The sequence below is a fragment of the Paracoccus limosus genome, from assembly GCF_009711185.1.
GTDB classification, from domain to species: domain Bacteria; phylum Pseudomonadota; class Alphaproteobacteria; order Rhodobacterales; family Rhodobacteraceae; genus Paracoccus; species Paracoccus limosus.
In genome coordinates, this window is sequence record NZ_WMIF01000045.1 from 1 (window position 1) to 17,960 (window position 17,960).

Genomic DNA, 17,960 nt, shown 5'->3' on the forward strand with positions numbered 1-17,960 from the left:
GAGAAGCCGTCCAAATGGCCGCCCATTTTGCCGTCTCGTTCCAAGCCAACACCTCCGACGTTCATGCGCACGGAGATTGGCCCGTTCAGATCACCAGCGGCAGGAGGGGATCAGCGTCGCGCTTACATTCAAACCATCATCCGCGTCATATAAAACAATGACTTAGACGGTGGAGAAGGTTCGACGTCAGACCCATCCCCTCCGGGGGTTCTTCGGGCTTTACGGATCGACCGCCGCGCTGGCCACCACGCTGACGCTGGCCGCAGCCATCAACTGTATCGGCATCGGCTTCCAGCGTGGGACGCACACCCGTTGGCAGTTGGTCGCGAACGACGGGACCGGCGCGCCCATCCTTACGGACATGGGGACGAGTTTCGGTATCGCCACAGGCGGGGTGCTGACCCTGTTCATCGCCGCGCCGCCGAATGGGTCATCCGTCTGGGTGCGAGTCGTCGACGAGTTCTCGGGTGCGGTGTTCGAGCAGGAGATCAGCGCCGACCTGCCCGCCGCCACGCAGTTCCTTTCGCCGCGGCTGTTCCTGAACACGGGCGCGACAGCAGCCGCCGTCGCCTACGACTGCGCCGGGGTCTACCTGGAGACAGATTTTTGAGGGTGAGAGGGGACCCAATCGCGATGTTCATTCGTCGAATGCGTTCATGACCATCAGCACAAGCGGCACACACGTAACCCTTGTCATATTTGTGGCCTAAGGAGTGCTGCCTCAGAGATCACCTAAATCTTCCGGATCACTTTTGTCTCGATCAGCGCATGAAGTTGAGCACGCAGTCCTGAGGGAACATGTCCACCGCTGATCATGACGCCGGCTCCCTGCGTTCGACTACTGATCATTAAGTTCGCCGGAAAAATGCAACTCGCCTCGCCGCAGCCAAAGCACCCGCGTGTCATCAAAGTCCTCACCATCCGGCGTCGCATTATAGATACGGATATCGAAGAGCAGACGACCCAATGGGTAGTTTTGGCCATCGCGGACCGGCCCGCGCAGCGCCCAAGACATTAGGTTCTCGGTGATTTGGTCCGCGAGGTTGTTCAGATTATTGTCGATGTCTTCTTGATATCCCGTAATCGCAAAGATCATCGGACCGCCGGGTTCGCGCCACTCATCTGCAGTGCCCATGAACACATCGCTTTCATACTCAATGACGATGTCGGTTTTCAGCAGCCGTTCGGCCCCGCCCAGCAGGTCGCGGACGATGCACCGCATCTGTTGTTTCAATGCCCCGCCATCGACGTCGCCATTGCCATCAACCTTAATTCGGTCGCCGAGCTGCACTGGCATCTTGTGATCGAGCACCGGTGTGACCGGTTCGCCAGAACCAACTATGGCGGTGGTGTAGACGAAATCAGAACGCAGCTCGAAATTGCCCGCTTTACGGTTGCGGTCAATCCAGTGCTCAGAGACAGCATCGCCCTCCACCAGCGCATCGAGGTGCTCAAACCTCAAGCCGCGTCGCTGGGTGTCAGGTACAGAGCACGGTGGGTGCGTAACTGCACCACTGCCTGCAGCCGGCACTGCAAGCTCTTTGCCTTCACCGCCATCTTCTATGAACCACCGCGCCTTTGGCGCGACTTGATCGAGGCGTTCGAGGGTCACGATGAGTTCGCCTGTGCCCTCTGGCTTGCGTTCGATGACTGTGACCGTATCAAGCATCGGCACTGCCTCCCGAAGCTGTTCCGCACGCGCGGCGGGTGGCCTCACTAGCACCTCGAAGCGCTCAATAAGCCAAGCTTGGATTTCGCCTCGGTTGGGCGCAAGGTAGACGTCCTCCACTGGTATCAGCCGGATTTCCTCACCAAAGCGCAGCATGCGTATCGCCAAGGGCTCATCTGCAACGCGCTGGAGCTTTTTCCGCGCAGCATCTCCTGATTCGCCAGAGGAATAGATTACCCGGCTGGTGAGCCGGTCTTGGGCAAGCATCGGACCAATGTCGAGCCGGTGCAGCGACGTCCACTGCCGGACAGCTTTTAGCTTCACCGGCGGTTGGGCCTGAGAGACCTCTGGCAGGAAGCGCTCGCCCACAAGCACTGGGGCCTTGGGCACCCGGCGAATCGGGATTATTGCATTCGCAGCGTCGGATAGAGCAATTTTTGTCCAGCCGGCCAGCCGCGATGTTTGTGACGGATCCTGCGCCACCTGGTCGTGCAATTTCAGCCAGGAGGTTGGACGGTATCCCGCGCCGTTGCTGCCCGCACTCGCGCGCTTGGAACTCTGCAGATGGGTGATCCGCAGCCCTGCGGGCGGCGCGGCCTGAATACTCTCGGTCTGGACCGGGAAAGAGAGCAACACGTCACTACGTCGGTTGTCCGCCGCCAGCGTCGTCGCCCCGATCTGGATCGAGAAAGGTTGGATCGCCAATGTTGGCGGTGTGGCGTCGATCACAGTTCCGACTGGCGTCGCCTCTGGCAGGATCAGTTCAGCATAGACCTCGCCCCCTTCGTCCGCGTCTGCCACGCCGCTTTCGGGGAAGAGCAGAAAGCCGCCGGTCGTGTCATAGCGGGTCAGGTCCCGAGATAAACGATCGCTCACACGGTCACGCATCTGCTTGGTCAATTCGGCTACATCTTGGTTTGCTAGAACAGGCGCGAGTTGCGCATCTACTAGACGGGCCGCGAAAGCGCGCCTCAGCTCTTGACAGGCGGCGACAAAGCCATCGAGTTTGGGCGCTACGCCCTTGTCAGCGGCGATACTGGCTGCAATCAACTTGGGATCATTCAGACGTTCGAGGTAATCGATCACGCGGCGCGTCTCGAGATCGACATCCGCATCCCAAACCCGAACGGTGCGCTCAGGCATACTCGGAGGCTGGGAAATCGCCGCGGCACCGGTGTCGCCACCGAAATCCACGCTCATAAGGCTGTTGTGCAGCGGACGGAAGGCAAATGCTCTCCCCATGCGCGCGGACAGCGCGCCGTCGGTGATCTTGTCGAGCATGCCTTTGGGGATCAACCAGATCGCGGCGGCCCCGCCCAGCGGGCGGCCTGAGCGGCCTGTGGCCACGCGATGGGAAGTAGCTACGGCATTTTCAAGCGCATCGAGATAGGCACTGAGCGGGGTTCTTGGGCCGGTGGTTGTACCCGGCTTCGCTACCGCCGGTTTGTTTGGCGTGGCATCGGTGGCTATGGGGACGTCTTGGACGGTGGTCACAAAAGGCTCCAACGCCGCATAGACCTCGTTGTCAGAGATCAGCCTCGGCAGCGCCTCGCGCACATCGTCGAGCGGATAGAGCCCAGGCTCGTCCTGCGGGGCGGGCCGTTTGACCCGCAGCGCCACGGTATATTCCACCGGCGTGGCCAGATCGGGCAGTGCCACCTTGACCGCCAGCGAAAGCGAGGTCAGCGTACTCGGGGCTGACCCCCCAGCAGCTTTCGTCACTTCAGTGGCCATGGCATCGAGAAAGCCGACGATCTCTTCTTTGCGCGTGGCGTCAAGGGCGGTCGAGGGTGTCTCCGTTTGGGACCCTAGGCCCAGCTCCAGTGTCACCCTCGTATCGCGCAGCTGCGCTGCCGCCCGCTGCAGAGTGTCGGCGGCAAGCCTCAGATGTCCAGGGTCCATCCCATCGCCCATGGCGGCCTCGACCGCCTTTAGATCAAAGCTAAGGTCGACGTGAAGGCCGAATCCTCCATTCACCGTCGCGGGCGTTTGCACGATGCGCAGGAACGGCAGCCCCACAATGCCGATCATCCGGTCGCAATAGTGCATGGGAAGGCCACCCGACGCTGCCGCCTTGTTACCCCAGAGATTGCCGTAGACGTCGCGCCAATGAACCGCGATCTCGACCGTTTTTCCCACAAGATCGTAGAGCGCCACTTGGCGGGCGACGCCAGCAATCGATTCGGTGCGGGCCACGGCCGGTGAAGCGGTATGCCCAGTCAGCTGCCCCACCGCTATGGAAGCCCGGTAACTTAGTGGGGCATCCGCGGCTTCTCGCGGAGCGCCTTCCTGTTTTTCCTCGTGATCGGGCTGCACTGCCACTGAGCGGTCCCGCGCCAGGATCACATTGCCTTCAAACGACAACTCGAAGCTCGCCGTCGAGAACCGCTGCGCAAGAAGTTCAACCTCCTCCTTCATCTGGTCGGAGGCTGGATCACGGGTCACATTCACCGGCAGAACACCCGGTTGATGCAGTGGATAGAGCTCGAACCCCATATCGGCGGCCAGCACCGTCTGCTCCGGCCAAGAGGCTGGCGCGCCGATTAGCCGGTTGGCAAACTCCAGCCGGGGATCATTGGCGCTCGCGAGCCCGGACGGCTGGCCCGGCGTGCCGAGTTCTACCACGATACGCAACCGCAGCCCGCTATTGAGCGGGTCGCCGCCCCCTTGGTTGGGCTTCTCTGGCAGGTCTTCTTTGGGCACCAGCAGCGTGAAGCCACCGGTATTGACGATGACAGCCTGGCGGATGAGCTCAAGGAAGGCGGTTCCATCAGTGGCCGACACGACGCTGCGGTCCGCGGCCCGGAAGCCCCTAGCCGCTTTGGCAGGGGCGACTTCGCGGGAAGGATTGGTCTTGATGATAACGGGTCGCCCATCGGGTGTGGCCCCTACCTCGTTCCCCGCTGTGCCGTCCTTATCCACCAGATAGAGCTTCACAGCACCGATCTCGGGCCGATCCAGGCGGTCGGGATCAAGGGCCACGTCGAGCAGCGCCCGCGCGGTTTCTTCCATGGCTTGGATCATCAGAGCCGTGATCTCGGGCTCTGATGTCTCGGTGGCCGGGTTCGTTTGCTCCGGGGTGTTGGCATTGACCGATAGGTCGAGCACCATGGCCGGCACTAGAGCTGAAAGCTCACCCGGTGTCAGGTCCAAATAACTGAGCGGCGCATTGTCTTTGGTATCCGAGCGGCGCAAACGCTCAACCTGCTTGAAGGCCATTTTGCCTTCGCTCAGCAGCTCATCGAGTGACCAGAGAGGCCGACTGTCAATTGTGTCCGCCATCCGCAACGCTCCAAAGCGCAGATGGCGCGGGCGGCTGTCGAAGAGCGGGGCACGGGTAAGGTGCGTGTTGAAGAGATTGACCTTCTTGGCATCTGCATCTTGCTCCAGCGTCTCCGCCGCAGCCTTGAGCGCCACCAACGTGCTAAGCTCGGCGGCTTCGAAATTGATCTCCTGCGGCACAGAGAGCCAGCTATATTGCCCCGCCGGGATTACCGGCCCGTGGGCGGGGTCGATGGGAAACTGCATTCCGCCGAGTCGGAACAGCGGATGGAACCAGTCAGCCTCTGCCCCCTGGGGCGCGTTCTCCAGCCAGTCGGGGGTGTTGCCGGTCTCAGGCAGCGGAATTCGCGGCCCGGCAATCAGACTGCGTCCGGCCAGCATAGCAACCTCGGCCGCAGGGCTACGCAGCTCTATGCTCTTTGCTGTTTCGGAATCATGGGCCGTGCCAAGCCACGTCATGAGCTGCGCCAAAGTCCGCTTTGCGTCGAGGTCGGCACTACTTGGCTCCAGCGTGTCAAGATAATCTGCCAGCTTGCCAAGCGCGCCGCGCATGACCAGAGCGGCCCATTCCTGCGTCAGAACATCGGCGACACTCTGGCTTGGCGCGCCTGGTGCGCCGTCGCCTACAACGGTCAGCAGTTGGTCTTCGGTCAGAGAATTAACCCGAGCCAGATAATCCGCGGTCACGAAGTCGAAATCGTCAAGCGAATAGGGCGCATCGACATTACGTTTGATCTGCAGCGCGGACGGCAGCGGGATCAACGCTCCTCGCGCCCCGGTTGACACGGATTGGGTGCCGCGGTCGGGCAGATCGAGCGCCGTGGCTTCAAACGCCTTGGTGAGGAAATCGTATACTTCGGTCGCGGTGGGCCGTCGCGCGTGCGGGTTGAGTTCCTGCGCGCTATCATCACCAGAGACGCGGGCAGAGATAGCGCGCAGCAATGGGGCGTTGAGCGCAGTCAGGTCGGAAGCATTGGCTTGGATTGCCCAAGCAGTGAGACCGCGGACCAGTTCCTCGGCCGCCGAGATCGGGCCGGCAGAACGCGTATCGCGTGCCTCATCGGTCAACTGAGTGGCCAGCAGCATCACCGCTTGCGGATCAGGTGCGCCGTCAGAGGCGGCAAAGGCCAGCGTGATATCGGGCTGCAATATGCAGCTAAGCGGCACCTTGGGGCCTGTGGCCCCCCAGTCCGCCGGGACGGGCATCTGCGTCCAGTCGGGGCCAGTGGACCGCAGGCTCGTCTTAAGCCTCTGCGAGTGTAAGGCCTCCAGTGAGGGCGAACCGTAACGGTAGGGCCTACGATTTTCGCGGCCAACGGTCTGCTCGATTCGTACCTGGGTGCTGAACGAGAAGCTGACGGAGATCTCGAAACAGCTGCCCCAAACACAGACCCGCGCAATTACCACGCTGACCCGAACCCTTACGCCCACCTCGTAGTGCAGGCGCAGCGCTTTATCGGTCTCAAAGAGCACCCCAGCTTCGACCCAAAGTGTGATATTCACACCGGCCCGAACTATGCCGAAATCGACATAGCCATAGAGCTCGCCCATAATGCCGACAATGCCCTCGACAAGGATGTATGAGGGCGACGCGACCGGTGCTTTCCCGCTCGGGATACGCAGTCGGCCATACGCCCCGCTGAGATACATGTAGACAGTGAGTGAGAGACCGGCACGGAAGATTCCACCGCCGACGGCCAGACCGAGCCCAACGCGGGCCCCCATCTGAACCTCAGTGATCGGATCGTAGCGGGCGAAGGTCCCGTCTTTGAGTTGCCCCTCACTCGGCAACAGTTTCGCCCCCGGTCCTGATACCCGGCGAAAGGTGAAACCGCCGGCCCCGGTAAAAGGAAAAATGTTTATATGAAAGGCTCGGGTGAAATCCTTGTTGTATGGATAACCGAGATCCACGCCCCAATCGCCGTTGGTGTAGATGTCGAAGGCAATCACTGGGATCGTGATGCCCGCCGCGCCAAACTGCCAATGCCGCAATTCCTCGGCCAGCGAGACCTCCGCCGAATACACGCCTAGATCGTCGGCCAGCTTGCGATAGAGCACATCGATGTCGAAGAGATCGGCAGCCTCGACGCGAAGGCCCGCAAGATCGGGATCGCGAATGGCGAGCCCCAAGCCGAGATAGTCAAAGAGCTTGACGTCGAACCCCACTGTCCAATCCCGCTGCGGCGCGTATCTGACATCCGGGATCTCAATCTCTTCCGCAGTGTTATCGCCCACCTCTTTGCCAACGGGCATGCCTGTAGCCCCTTGGGCCAGCTGTTCAAGCACAAGCTGGGTGGAAATCCGTTGGCCGCTTGTATCGATCCCGGGCAGCGGATCAATGCGTTGGCCCAGCGTCAAATGCCGCAGGTCGATTGATCCGCCCTTCTTTGGTACCACAGTCGAGAGCAGCCAGCCCACCCCGGCATCGATGTTGCCCGGATCAGAGAAGATATAGACCCCGGTTTTAGCACCCGCGGGCGGCAGTTCCACGTTGAAAACCCTGAGCTCAACCTCGACCCCGCGGAAACCCCAGGCTTTGCCCTCCTCTCCGGTGGCTTTTTTATAGATGAGTTGCACCAGCTCATATTTTTTCGCTTTAAGCTCGAGAACGCCCTGAAAGCTGATATCGAGGCTGCCCGCCGGCGATGATGGGAAGGCCATCCCTAGCTCAAGTGCAAATTTGCCCTTGTTGAAGCCAAAGGCGAGGGCAAGCTCCATCTTGAAGTCTTTGAGCAAAGAGCCCAGCGATCCGAAGCTTCCCATGTCGAGTTCAAATGTAAGGAAAAATTCAGTCTCGATACTAAAATCGTTCTTTAGAGCGATCGAGACGAAATCTATATCACCCAGCTTGAGCCCTGAGGACAGCAGCCCGAAGCCCTTCCATTTCAGTGAGAAGGATCCGAAAAAACCGCCTCCGCCGGGTTTCTTTTCTCCGCTCATGAAGTCAAATCGGAGCGCGCCGGGGCTGAAAGAGAGCTTTGGCGGGCTGATACTTCCAAGAGCGTCAATGATAAAATTCATGTCGATCGCGAGATCGCCAAACTTCACCTTCTCGATATCAAAGAAATCGAATTTATCTCCTAGGCCGAGATTCAACGGTTTGAAGTCCATATCTCCATCGATGAGGAACTTGCCCTCGACCCTTTCAACAGACGGACCATTCACCTTGGGTGGAATAACCTTGGCTGAATAGCCGATCTGGTCGATCCTAAGCGTCTTGATAAGCGGGAAGTCGTCCTGCATCCTGATTTCGAGATGATCCTTGCTCAGGAACTTGTAGACCTCGACACTGGACCCGTTCTCAGTGCGGCGCTCATAGCTGCCTTCGAGCGTGACGACATTGGTCTCGACAGTCGTGCCATTCTTGGTGAGCGTCAGCCCGTCATCTCCAAAAAGCTGACCGACCCGTAATTCTAACTCACAGTCGAAATCCTGCAGCTTTCCCGCAGCAAAGCCCGCAGCGAGTTTCTTGACGTTGAATTCATATTGCTTGGATTGGTCAGGCTCGAGCGGTTTGCTTTCATAGGTCACGGCCGCAAAGGGCTTCGCCTTTGGATTGCTACCACTATCGCGAACGCGCTGGACGGGAAAACCTACATGATCTGCGCGAAACTCGTCCTTGTCGATCCCCCCCATTAGGCCCTTGATCTGGGCCGGCAGGTTCGATGGGTTGATTGACATGTCGAGTACCAGCACGCCATTCCAATCCGGATCATCGAGCGCGGCGCGCAGTGCGTCGTAGCGTGGATCCCCCTTGAACTCTTGGATTTTGGTTATCTTATCGTGTAGGTTCCGGACGCGTTCTGCCGCGTCCTCTGCATCTGTGATGTAGCGCTTACCCGACCAAAGCTTTAGGTTGATGGTCTCGACCAACTGCCGGATTGAAAGCCCCTCATAGCCCTTAAACAGCACAAGCGCATGCTTGGACGCGGCTTTGGCAACCTCGGCCGCCGTGCCTGCCTCGGAGAGGAACTTGATCTCAAATCCCCAGCCCGAGATCGCAATCTGCCCCTTGATCTGGAACTCGGGTTCTTGCTGGCCCAGAACCGCCTCGCGATCGAGCGCCATGAAAAGCTGGTTGCGCAGGATCGCCGCCGTGATGTCGCCGGGGACCAAACCGGGCTTGTTGGGATCGACCTCATCCGGTTTCCCCGCCACAGAGAGCCGGCCTTCGATCGTTTTGTCCCAGGCACCGCGGGCGAAGACGATCTCACGAATATTGCCTTCTGTGTCTTCGTAGACTTCATAGCCCGCGGTTGTCACACGCGGTTTGGATAGAATCTGCGGCAGCGATCGGTTCAAACTCTCCGGTGTTTTGGGCTTGGCCGGCGCCGTGGGCATGGCTGCACGCCGCCGGGCGCTAGATAGCAGCGCCGGGATCGGCACATCCCCGGCATACAGTTTGCCATTCGGCGGGGGCAGTATTGGAACATAGCCCAGATCACCGCCCAACTCGGCTCCTGGCAAGGGCCGCGGATCCGGTCTGCGCGGTCGCACACCTGCAGTGTTTGTTTGATCACGTTCAAGTTGTCTCAGCGCTCTCGCTTCGGAGATGAATTCCGCTGTCGGCACTGAGGGCGCGAACTCTAGCTTGGCCCAAAGTGTTACATCCTCAAATGGCCGGTCTGCACCAATCAGTACGCCGTCGCCCGGTCCGCTGTCGTCATCCGGTTTCACGTGTCCGCCGCCAAGCCGGAAGGTCAGACGCCTTGGTTTGCCATTTTGCATCGGGCTTGTGCGCAAGTACTCATGCGGTGTGTCCCCGACTGCAAGACCGGTGTCGTTAGTTGCAACCGCCATGACTTGTTCCGGCATCGCCAACGTAAGGTCAAACGGCCCCTCCGGCATTAGCGATGCTTCAAAGCTTCTGACAATTCCCGCAAGATCCTGCTCATCGCGGTTTAGCACGAGTCGAAAGCGCGGCGGTTCAGGTACTGTTCCGGCTGCTGGCACGGTCAGGAGCACATCGTGGCCATGCACCCCCTTAAACCGAGATCTTAGCATTGTGCTCGGATGCGGCACGAAATGCATACGTTCCCAATTTTCACCGTCCATTGGGTCAAACGCTACGGTGACATTTAGTCGGGTCCCCGCAGGCTGATTGTTCTTTTGGAATAACGGTCTGACCTCGCGCAGGGCCTTAACCGTTGTACCCACAGGTCGCGGACCTTCTGCAGTGACCACTGAGCGAATACCAAACTCCTCAAGCCTCTCAAACCGCAAGCCAAGATCGAAGACAAAACAGCCCCCCCGGAGTCCGCGGGCTGCCAAGTGCAAGTTTGGTATTTCCGTACTTACGCCGGCGCCTACAAACTGGTGCTTCTGTCCGGTTGGCTGCAAAGTGAGCCCATTGCTGTCGCAAACCAAGACCGATTGACTAATAGCAATCGCGGGCAGATTCTTGATAAGTTTACCAGTAAGGGAGGGGAAATCGGGACGGAGGGTCTTGAGGAAGCTGTTTCCGGGAATCGTTCCAATTGCGGCGCCCGTCATAATTACGCCGCCGCCATAAGGTCCCCGGCTGAAGAGGATCCGGCGGTCGCGGGTCTTCAAGAGCGGAGCCACTTGGGTCAGTGCCGGGGCCAGCGGTCCATGTGACCAGACCAGCCAACGTCCGGCCTCGGTAACGTTGCCTTCGAGCGTCAGCGACGTAAGGCCAGGATCGCTCTCCGGCATGAAGACAAGCCCGGTTTCGTCGTTAACTGATGCGGTCGCATAAAGCCCCTTGGCAATACGCTGTAGGATCAATTCGTCCATGAAAATCTCGCTCCATGCGTCAAGGGAAGCGCCATAAGCCTGCAATCATCGGAACTGTAGACCGCACGCGCACCATCTCCGTAGGTTGGCAACGTAATCCTTGCGGCCAAACGGTTTCCCGGCGCGAAGCGCTGGTCCGCTTCACCCGTCGCTAGAACAAAGCAGGGTGCCATTACCTCCGGTGGCAATAAAGAGCCAACGCTGGTTCCCAAGGGTACGCGGCGAGGGTCGCCATTGACCTCCACGTCGATCAGAAGCGACGCCCGAATCGGCTGCGTAAAGAGCCCACAGAGCACCCTAGCATTAGGCCCTCCGTTCGGATCGTCTTGCGAACCCCAGGCACAGGCCGAACGCACAACGATGTCGTTGCCATCATCATCCACGTAATCGTATTCGAGCGCCCCGAACAATCTGCCCCCTCGGTCTTGTGCAAGGAATGCAGAGATATCGTCGTGGGTGCGCGCAGCCACGATCAACGTGTCCCGAGCGGGAAGAGGCCTCGCCATGTCGTCGAAGTCGTCGAAACGCCTTGGAATGTTGCGGGTGTAAACAGGATCAGTTGGCAGCCCACTGGGCGGAATGACGTAAGCCAGCCGGCCCGAGAGCAACAGTTCAAGTGCTGCCGGATCTCCAATTCCGAAGGTCCCATCTCTGGCTCGCTGTGATAGGTTGGCCAATTCATGGTCATCCCACCAACGCATGGCGAGGCCGGGATCAAGCGTCACGGCGTTTTGGCCAAAAGGACCGCTGAGCGCAGGCAATGCATCTTGTGATGCCCCAACAAAGGGCCTCGTGGGGGCGGAAAAAAGTGGAAGAACGATCTCCGAGGTTAGGTCCGAAAAGTCCTGCCGTCCATCAGCTGAGCCAGGTTCTTCCGGGAATTGGTCCCGCCCAGTCAGTAGCCGCAGATGCATGCCAGGACGGAGTGCGAACATGCCGGTCGGTGCATGGTAATCATGGGCCGATGCGAGCAGACCCGCCCCATCTCGCGGCAGCATCTGCAAGGCCGATTGCACTAGGCCAACTACAAGAGGCTCGCGATCGTGCTGGGTTCCTATGTTGTCAGGATCAAGTCCGAGACAAGTTCGCAAGAGAAGTCGCTGAGCGTCTTCAAGAAGAGCCTCTTGCTCGTCGGCAATCAATGCGTCCAAGAATGCAGGCAATCGTACTCTTACTCGCCAAGGGTCTGGTACCCCTACGGCATCATCCTGACGGCCCGCCTGCCCATTCTGTATGATCGTGGTCGCCAGAAGCATTTCGATTTGCCCTCGAACCAATCCGGACGCGGATCTGACGTCGGGACGCGCGCGAATTCGCACCAATAAACGATTGCCCAAGGCTGCAGAGTTCATCTCGGATACAACAAACCCGGGTTCTGAATCCCACGCTACAGGAGCTGCGTTTGGAGACTCAAGCCGGATCCTCTGCCAACCCGTATCGAGCCAAAGACGACCACCGTCGGCGTCCGCTTCTGCCACGCTGCAAGCAGCAACGGCGTCTCTGGTCGGAGCCGGAATTGGCACGACTACTGGATGGAGAGGTGTTGCACCCGCCGGGTAATGACGAAACACCGAGAGATGGCTCTGCAATTCTACCGAATCCGGTGCAGGGGCATTTCCCTGACCTGCCAGTGCGGCACTCAAGACATCATAGCGAGGACCGGCAAAGACAGGCGAGGCGAGGCGCACTTCCAAGCGCCGGTCATTTCGTACCCGCGCTTCGCCGTCGGCCTGAGAAAGTCGCAACATCTGGAGGCGAGGTGCGCACGCCTCTGCCTCGTTTGCTTCTTCAACACCGTCTGGTGGGCCGCAGGCCCAAGGCTCGGCTTCTCCCCGCCCTGCAATATCGACTGGTACCCGGACCGCGAAATCCGGCACCGTGTTTCGTAGATACGTTCGGGCCGCTCGCGCCCTCAGAAAGGACCGAGAATTGTTCGCTGCATCGGTGTCTACAGAGTCTGCGTGTCCGATGATCAAGAGTTCGATTGACCCGAGTCTGTCAGCACGGACGGCGAGGCGGCCAAGCGCCCTAAGGCATGCCTTTCGGTCTGCATCTAAATCGTTGCTGGCAAAATCGAATGTGAGTATCGGTTCGTTGCTAGCACCCAAAGTTCCGTTCAGCTCTGCGATGGACATGACTAAAGCGTCCACGGGAGGAACAGTTGCTGCAGTTCCGGACAAGTTCCCTACGTTCTGCGCATCGCGGTCTAGGGTAGCAGTCACGGGACAGAGTGCCAAGGAAGCGGAAGTGGAAAGTGCTATCCATACACTCGCGGATAACACAAATCGTATTGGCAAGGATGGAAAGAGCCTCATTTCAAATCCCAGTTGAGAAGGTAAATCAATACATTCGAGACCATCCTACCACTGATAGCAATACTGTGACCAGTTGGGGTAGTGACCCGTCCCAAAATAGAGATTCTTGTCACTATCGAATACTAATACGTGACCACCCCAATATGTGGCTTCATCAAGCTGAAATACAGCCCACATACCCTCTGCGGCAGGTAGCGTCGATTTGGTCTTAGTGGCCATCTGCTTAAACCAGCACCACATATCTCGTGCTCGGATTGGTCTCTTGGCTCCCGTTTCACATCTTGCACTGATGCAATCCGCAGGAGCCTTAAGATTGCTATAACCAGCCCTCAAGAATGCGTCGGACAGAAAATGTGCGCAGTTGTTCTCGTAACTGTCAGCACCTTCGCAAGCGCCTCGATAGAGCGAAGCGGCGCCGGCGATGCTCTTAACATTTGTCAGAGTCTCTCGGAGAAGCGCTAGATCACGTGGGCTTGCCTGCCTCGGTTCCCCTGGTGCACGCGGAGGGGGAGGTGGAGGAGCGATATTCTCCATGTCGTCTCTAGCAGGTGAGGAACTGGACTCTGGCATATGTCCTCCACTTCAAGCGTTCTGGAAGTACAGCTAACCCGCACATCCTGCACGGGTATCAAGTATTATCCAAAAACTTTTTGCAGCGCATGCGTCAGCTTACATTGGAGAAGGTTCGACGCCAGGCCCATCCCCTCCGCCACTTGCCTAAATTATGCCTTGATATTCAGCCGCTTACAGGGCATTTCGTCAAACCGCTTCAGCGGGTTTGACAGTTGCAGTTTCGTCAATCGTTCTTCCCAGCGCAAGCATGGCCTGCGATGCGAGTTGTTTGCGACCAGCCGCGACTGTGTATCGGGTCACTTCGGCCAGCGATCTATGGCCGGAAATAGCCATGATTTGGTGCGGCGTGCATCCAGCTTCAGCAAGCCTGCGGCATGTCGCTTTACGCAGCCCATGAGGCGAAAGCCCATCGTGTAGCTTGGCTTCGCGCACCATGTCACGAAACCAGTTCGTAAATCCTGCGGGCGTGAATGGCTTTCCCTGTGCGGTGACAAGGAACGTCATTCCCAAAGGTAGGGCATCCAGCAGCGCTTTCAGGTCGGGATGCAACGGAATATGCACATCCTGCCCCGTCTTTTGCTGGACAACTGACAGGACATCGTTGCGGACATGCTGCCGCCCCATCCGCACAACGTCGCTGCGGCGCTGGCCCGTGTAAAGCAGCAGCATCAAGGCCAGATGCGCGCGGCTGGTCGGCTTGTGGCAGGCAACAAACTGGGAAATGTGATCTTCTTCCCACGTTAAAAAGCCGCCTGCTTTCCGCTTGGCCTTGCGCACCCCCTGCGTTGGATCATCACCGCGCCAGCCCAGATCTACGGCATGGCGCATCAGCAGGTGCATCATGCGTAGCAGGTTGTTCGCGGCTGCGGGGGTTGCAGCCTTTTCGCTGATGATGCCTTGAACGTGGCGCTTTTCCATATGGGCAACCCGCTTGTGACCATGTTCCGCCCGGAAGCGTTCGATGATGCCGCGATATGTTGTCTTGGTTGAATCTCCCAATCCGCTGAAGTCGCTGGTCCGGTAATAACTGGCGACAAGCGCGCCAATCGTGCCGGGCGCGGAACGGGCCTTGCCGATTTCGAGCCGTTCGCCTGTATCCGCCTTGTCATAAGCGGCCATGAAGTCGGGCGACCAAGGCAAGCCGGGAAGTGCGACACGCGGGAAGCCGGGGCGGCGATAATACCAGCGCACCTTGCCGTGTCGGTCTTCAAATCCTTGGCAGTATTTGGGCGGTTTCCTTAGCTGTTTCATGCTAATCCCAATCGTTGGTTTCGGGGGCGGAATCTTCCCCCGGCAAAGCATCAAACGCCAAGTCCAAAGCGCGTACGTCCCAGATCTTTCTGGTTCCCACGCGCTTAGGGCCGGGCATTTCCCCTGCAAGCACCTGCTTATCAAAGGTCGTCGGGCTGACACCAACGTAGCCCGCCGCTTCGACACGCGACAGCCCGCGCTTGAACGGCGCGGCAATCGGTGACAAAGGGCGGGCGGCGCTGGTCATTTCAGAAGCCCGACAGCCGAACCTTGACGGATGCTGAGTCAGCGGGCGCGGCTTCCACCGCTACGCCCAGCAGCGTGTTGCCGGATGCGGTCGAGGTGGCAAGGCCGGTCCCGGCTGCCCAGTAGACCTTGGCGCCAAGTGCAAACGCATTTGCTGCGATTTTCGGCAGGCTCCAAACGCCCGCGGTCGCGACATCGACGGGTGCGCCGGTCGCCGCGTCGCCTTGGGCAATGCCCTTGATGTCGCCTGCGACGACAACACCGCCTGACAAAACGGCAGCAGGCGCGGGAATCGTCAGCACGTTGCCGGGTTGAATGAAATTCTTGGCCATGGATTAGAGTCCTTTGCTGGTCTGAAGGCGGATGATCGACAACCGCCGTTGGTGAAGTCGGGCAAGCTCGGAGTCGATTGCAGCCAGCGCGCGGGCCATCTCGGAGTCGCTCTTGTATTCGACGCGGGCGCCGTTGGCGTCTTGCACCGCGCGCTCGCCTGTGAAGCGGGCCGACTGAAGCCGGTCCCGCCATTGGTGAAGGGTCGTCGCGTCTGCCAACGGCTTAGGCCCTTTCCAGCTTCACGATACCGCGCCAGCCAGCGAACCCTGCGCCCACATCCATGAAGCAGCGGAAGCTGACACCCAGCGTGTCCCAGTTCTCCAGCCGCTGGATCTGCGGGCCGGGTGCGGCTGCCAGGTGCGCCAAGTTGAACACCGCGCATTGTGCCGGATCGGCTGCGACATAGAAGCTGGTGCCTTCGATGCGCGGATCGATCAGCAGTTGCAGCTTTGATGCGAACGGATTGAAGCTGTCCACATCGGGCGGCGTGATGACGCCCAAGGCTTTTTCGAGGTCGGTTTCCATATCCGGCCCGGCGATGACATAGCGCGGCGTCGCCATGATCGGAGTCACACCGTCCAGGTTGCGCTGGCCCCGCAGCACCTTGCGGGCGTTGCTCAGGCCCCCGACCAGATCGACGGCGGCATATTCGGCGATATTCTCGCGGCTGGCGTGGAACAGCGGCTGACCATCCGACAGCGTGCCCGCGCCGGTCAGGGTGTCGAACATCAGCGCGGACTCGGTTGCCGCCGCGGCTTCGCCCAATGCACGCGTGACATCACCAAATAGCCCCAAATCGTCATTGATGATCAGGCGGCGGGTCAGATCGAGGCGGCGGGCGAAGGTGCGCAGTTGCAGGGTCTCGCCCTGTTCGCCGCGCGACGTGGCCTTGATCTCACCGGACTCGGTCAGTTCCTCGAGCATCCCGAGACCGCCCAGCCGCACGCTGGTCGCGGTCTTGAAGTCGGACAGGCTGCGTTTGCGGAACAGCACCTTGAGCGGCGACTCCGCGATGCGGTAGCTTTCGGCCGCGGTCTTGTTCGCGGCGTTCGCAACGGTCAGCGGGAAGTCCGAGGTTGTCAGGCTGCGCTGGATGATTTCGTCGGCACCCATGCCGCGCGTGCTGACGCCTGCCCGTTGCAGGGCATCGCGGGCATGATCCATCAGCCCCATGCTGGCAAATTCGCGGGATGCCTCGGGCAGATCGGGCAGCGCACCCATGCGATAGGCCAGCGCATCGGCGGCGCGGGTCTGGATCTGGGCCGGATCATCGTGCGAACGGGTCACGCGGATCTTGGGCGCGCTGCGCTTGGTCAGAGCGGCGCGCAAGCTGGCCCGGATCGCGTCTTGATCGGCATCTTCGGGCAGGTTATCGGCCCATTCTTCCGACAAGCCCACAAGGCTGCTGATTTTTTCCACGAACGAGTCGCGGTCTTCCACGGAATCAAATGGCATCTGCGATGCACTCCTTTGAATAATTGCGTTTCGATCGGCGGGGATGGGAACAAGTGAGATTTCAAGGATGCGCCAGTGAGCGGCAGTCTTGGTGCGCCGGCCGGATGCGTCGCGCCCTTCGCGCCATTCGGTGACACGATAACCGGCTGAAACATGGCGGAGCGTGCCGTCTTTGACGCGCTGGAAGATCGGCTCAACGTCATCGGCGAAGGCCAGCCGCAGGGTCGCCGATACGCTCGGGCCATCGATCGTGAAGCCCGTTGCCCTGCCCACTGTTTCGCGCGCACTGGCGCGGTGATCTGTCAGCAGCGGCGTGTCGTCTTCGGGATCGTTTTCCAGCCCTGCCGCGTCCAATATTTCAAGGAACGGTCCCTTTGCGTCCCTACGCTGCACCGGCGTCGCGGTTGCGACAATGGCGGCGAAGGTCCGCGCGGCCTCATCGACTTCGCCAGCCCGCGGCATGGTGCGGGTCAGGATGTCGCCTGCCGTGCGATCAGGGCCCCTGATCTTCTCGACAGGGCGGATGCGCGTTGCCTTGGCCGGATTCCCGGTTAACCTTACGTTCACGATATGCAATCCTTTTGTTCTTGCGGCTTTTTGCCAAAGGACAGGCCAAGCGCGCCTTCCCGCTTCCGATCGGCTGCAATCTCAGCGTCGAGTTGTTCGACGGAATAGCCCAGCGACGCGACTGCCTGGCGCCGCGACATCAGCCCGGCGTTCATCTGGGCAATCGTCGCATCTGCATCTTTCGCGGGATCCACCCAAGGCTGCGCGGGCGCGATCCATTCAACCGAGAACAGATCGTCGGTGATCTCGATTCCCAGATCCAGCGCGGCCATAGTCATAACCCGGCGCCATACCGGATCGAGGAATTGAGGCACCAGCGTCTGATATTGGTAACGCTCAATGCGCTGCCGGAAGCTGACCAGCGCGGCCCGCAAGCTGGAATAATTGTAAGCGCGACGCTGATCCCCTCCTGCCGCTGGTGATCTGAACGGGCCAATCTCCGTGCGCATGAACGTCGGAGGTGTTGGCTTGGAACGAGACGGCAAAATGGGCGGCCATTTGGACGGCTTCTC

7 protein-coding genes and 2 pseudogenes are annotated in these 17,960 nt (G+C 59.7%); 1 reads left to right on the forward strand and 8 read right to left on the reverse strand.

Annotation, left to right across the window (positions count from 1 at the left end; genetic code table 11):
• Positions 1-205 precede the first annotated feature (205 nt).
• Positions 206-610, forward strand: a pseudogene (locus tag GL279_RS18225) (DUF2793 domain-containing protein); the annotation flags it as partial.
• A gap of 228 nt (positions 611-838) precedes the next feature.
• Here GL279_RS18225 and GL279_RS18230 read toward each other — a convergent pair.
• From GL279_RS18230 to GL279_RS18265, 8 genes and pseudogenes are all read right to left on the reverse strand, one after another.
• Positions 839-10,708 (reverse strand): hypothetical protein, encoded by a 9,870-nt coding sequence (locus GL279_RS18230; RefSeq protein WP_155066044.1) that lies wholly within the window; start codon positions 10,706-10,708, stop codon positions 839-841.
• Positions 10,696-12,402, reverse strand: coding sequence for a hypothetical protein (locus tag GL279_RS18235; protein WP_155066045.1), 1,707 nt, complete (start codon positions 12,400-12,402; stop codon positions 10,696-10,698). Before GL279_RS18235 ends, GL279_RS18230 begins: the two co-directional genes overlap by 13 nt.
• Positions 12,403-13,782: 1,380 nt before the next feature.
• On the reverse strand, positions 13,783-14,847 hold the full coding sequence (locus tag GL279_RS18240) for a tyrosine-type recombinase/integrase (RefSeq protein WP_170294023.1): 1,065 nt from the start codon (positions 14,845-14,847) through the stop codon (positions 13,783-13,785).
• A 1-nt stretch (position 14,848) separates the two neighbouring features.
• Entirely contained in the window at positions 14,849-15,094 is a 246-nt protein-coding gene (locus GL279_RS18245; RefSeq protein ID WP_155066047.1) for a helix-turn-helix transcriptional regulator, read from the reverse strand.
• 1 nt (position 15,095) lies between these two features.
• Positions 15,096-15,425 (reverse strand): DUF2190 family protein, encoded by a 330-nt coding sequence (locus tag GL279_RS18250; RefSeq protein WP_155066048.1) that lies wholly within the window; start codon positions 15,423-15,425, stop codon positions 15,096-15,098.
• A gap of 3 nt (positions 15,426-15,428) precedes the next feature.
• Positions 15,429-15,644 (reverse strand): phage head-tail joining protein, encoded by a 216-nt coding sequence (locus tag GL279_RS18255; RefSeq protein ID WP_155066049.1) that lies wholly within the window; start codon positions 15,642-15,644, stop codon positions 15,429-15,431.
• 4 nt (positions 15,645-15,648) lie between these two features.
• Entirely contained in the window at positions 15,649-17,448 is a 1,800-nt protein-coding gene (locus tag GL279_RS18260) for a phage major capsid protein (protein ID WP_343039856.1), read from the reverse strand.
• Positions 17,445-17,960 (reverse strand): annotated as a pseudogene (locus GL279_RS18265) (hypothetical protein); the annotation flags it as partial. The gene GL279_RS18260 and the pseudogene GL279_RS18265, both read right to left, overlap by 4 nt.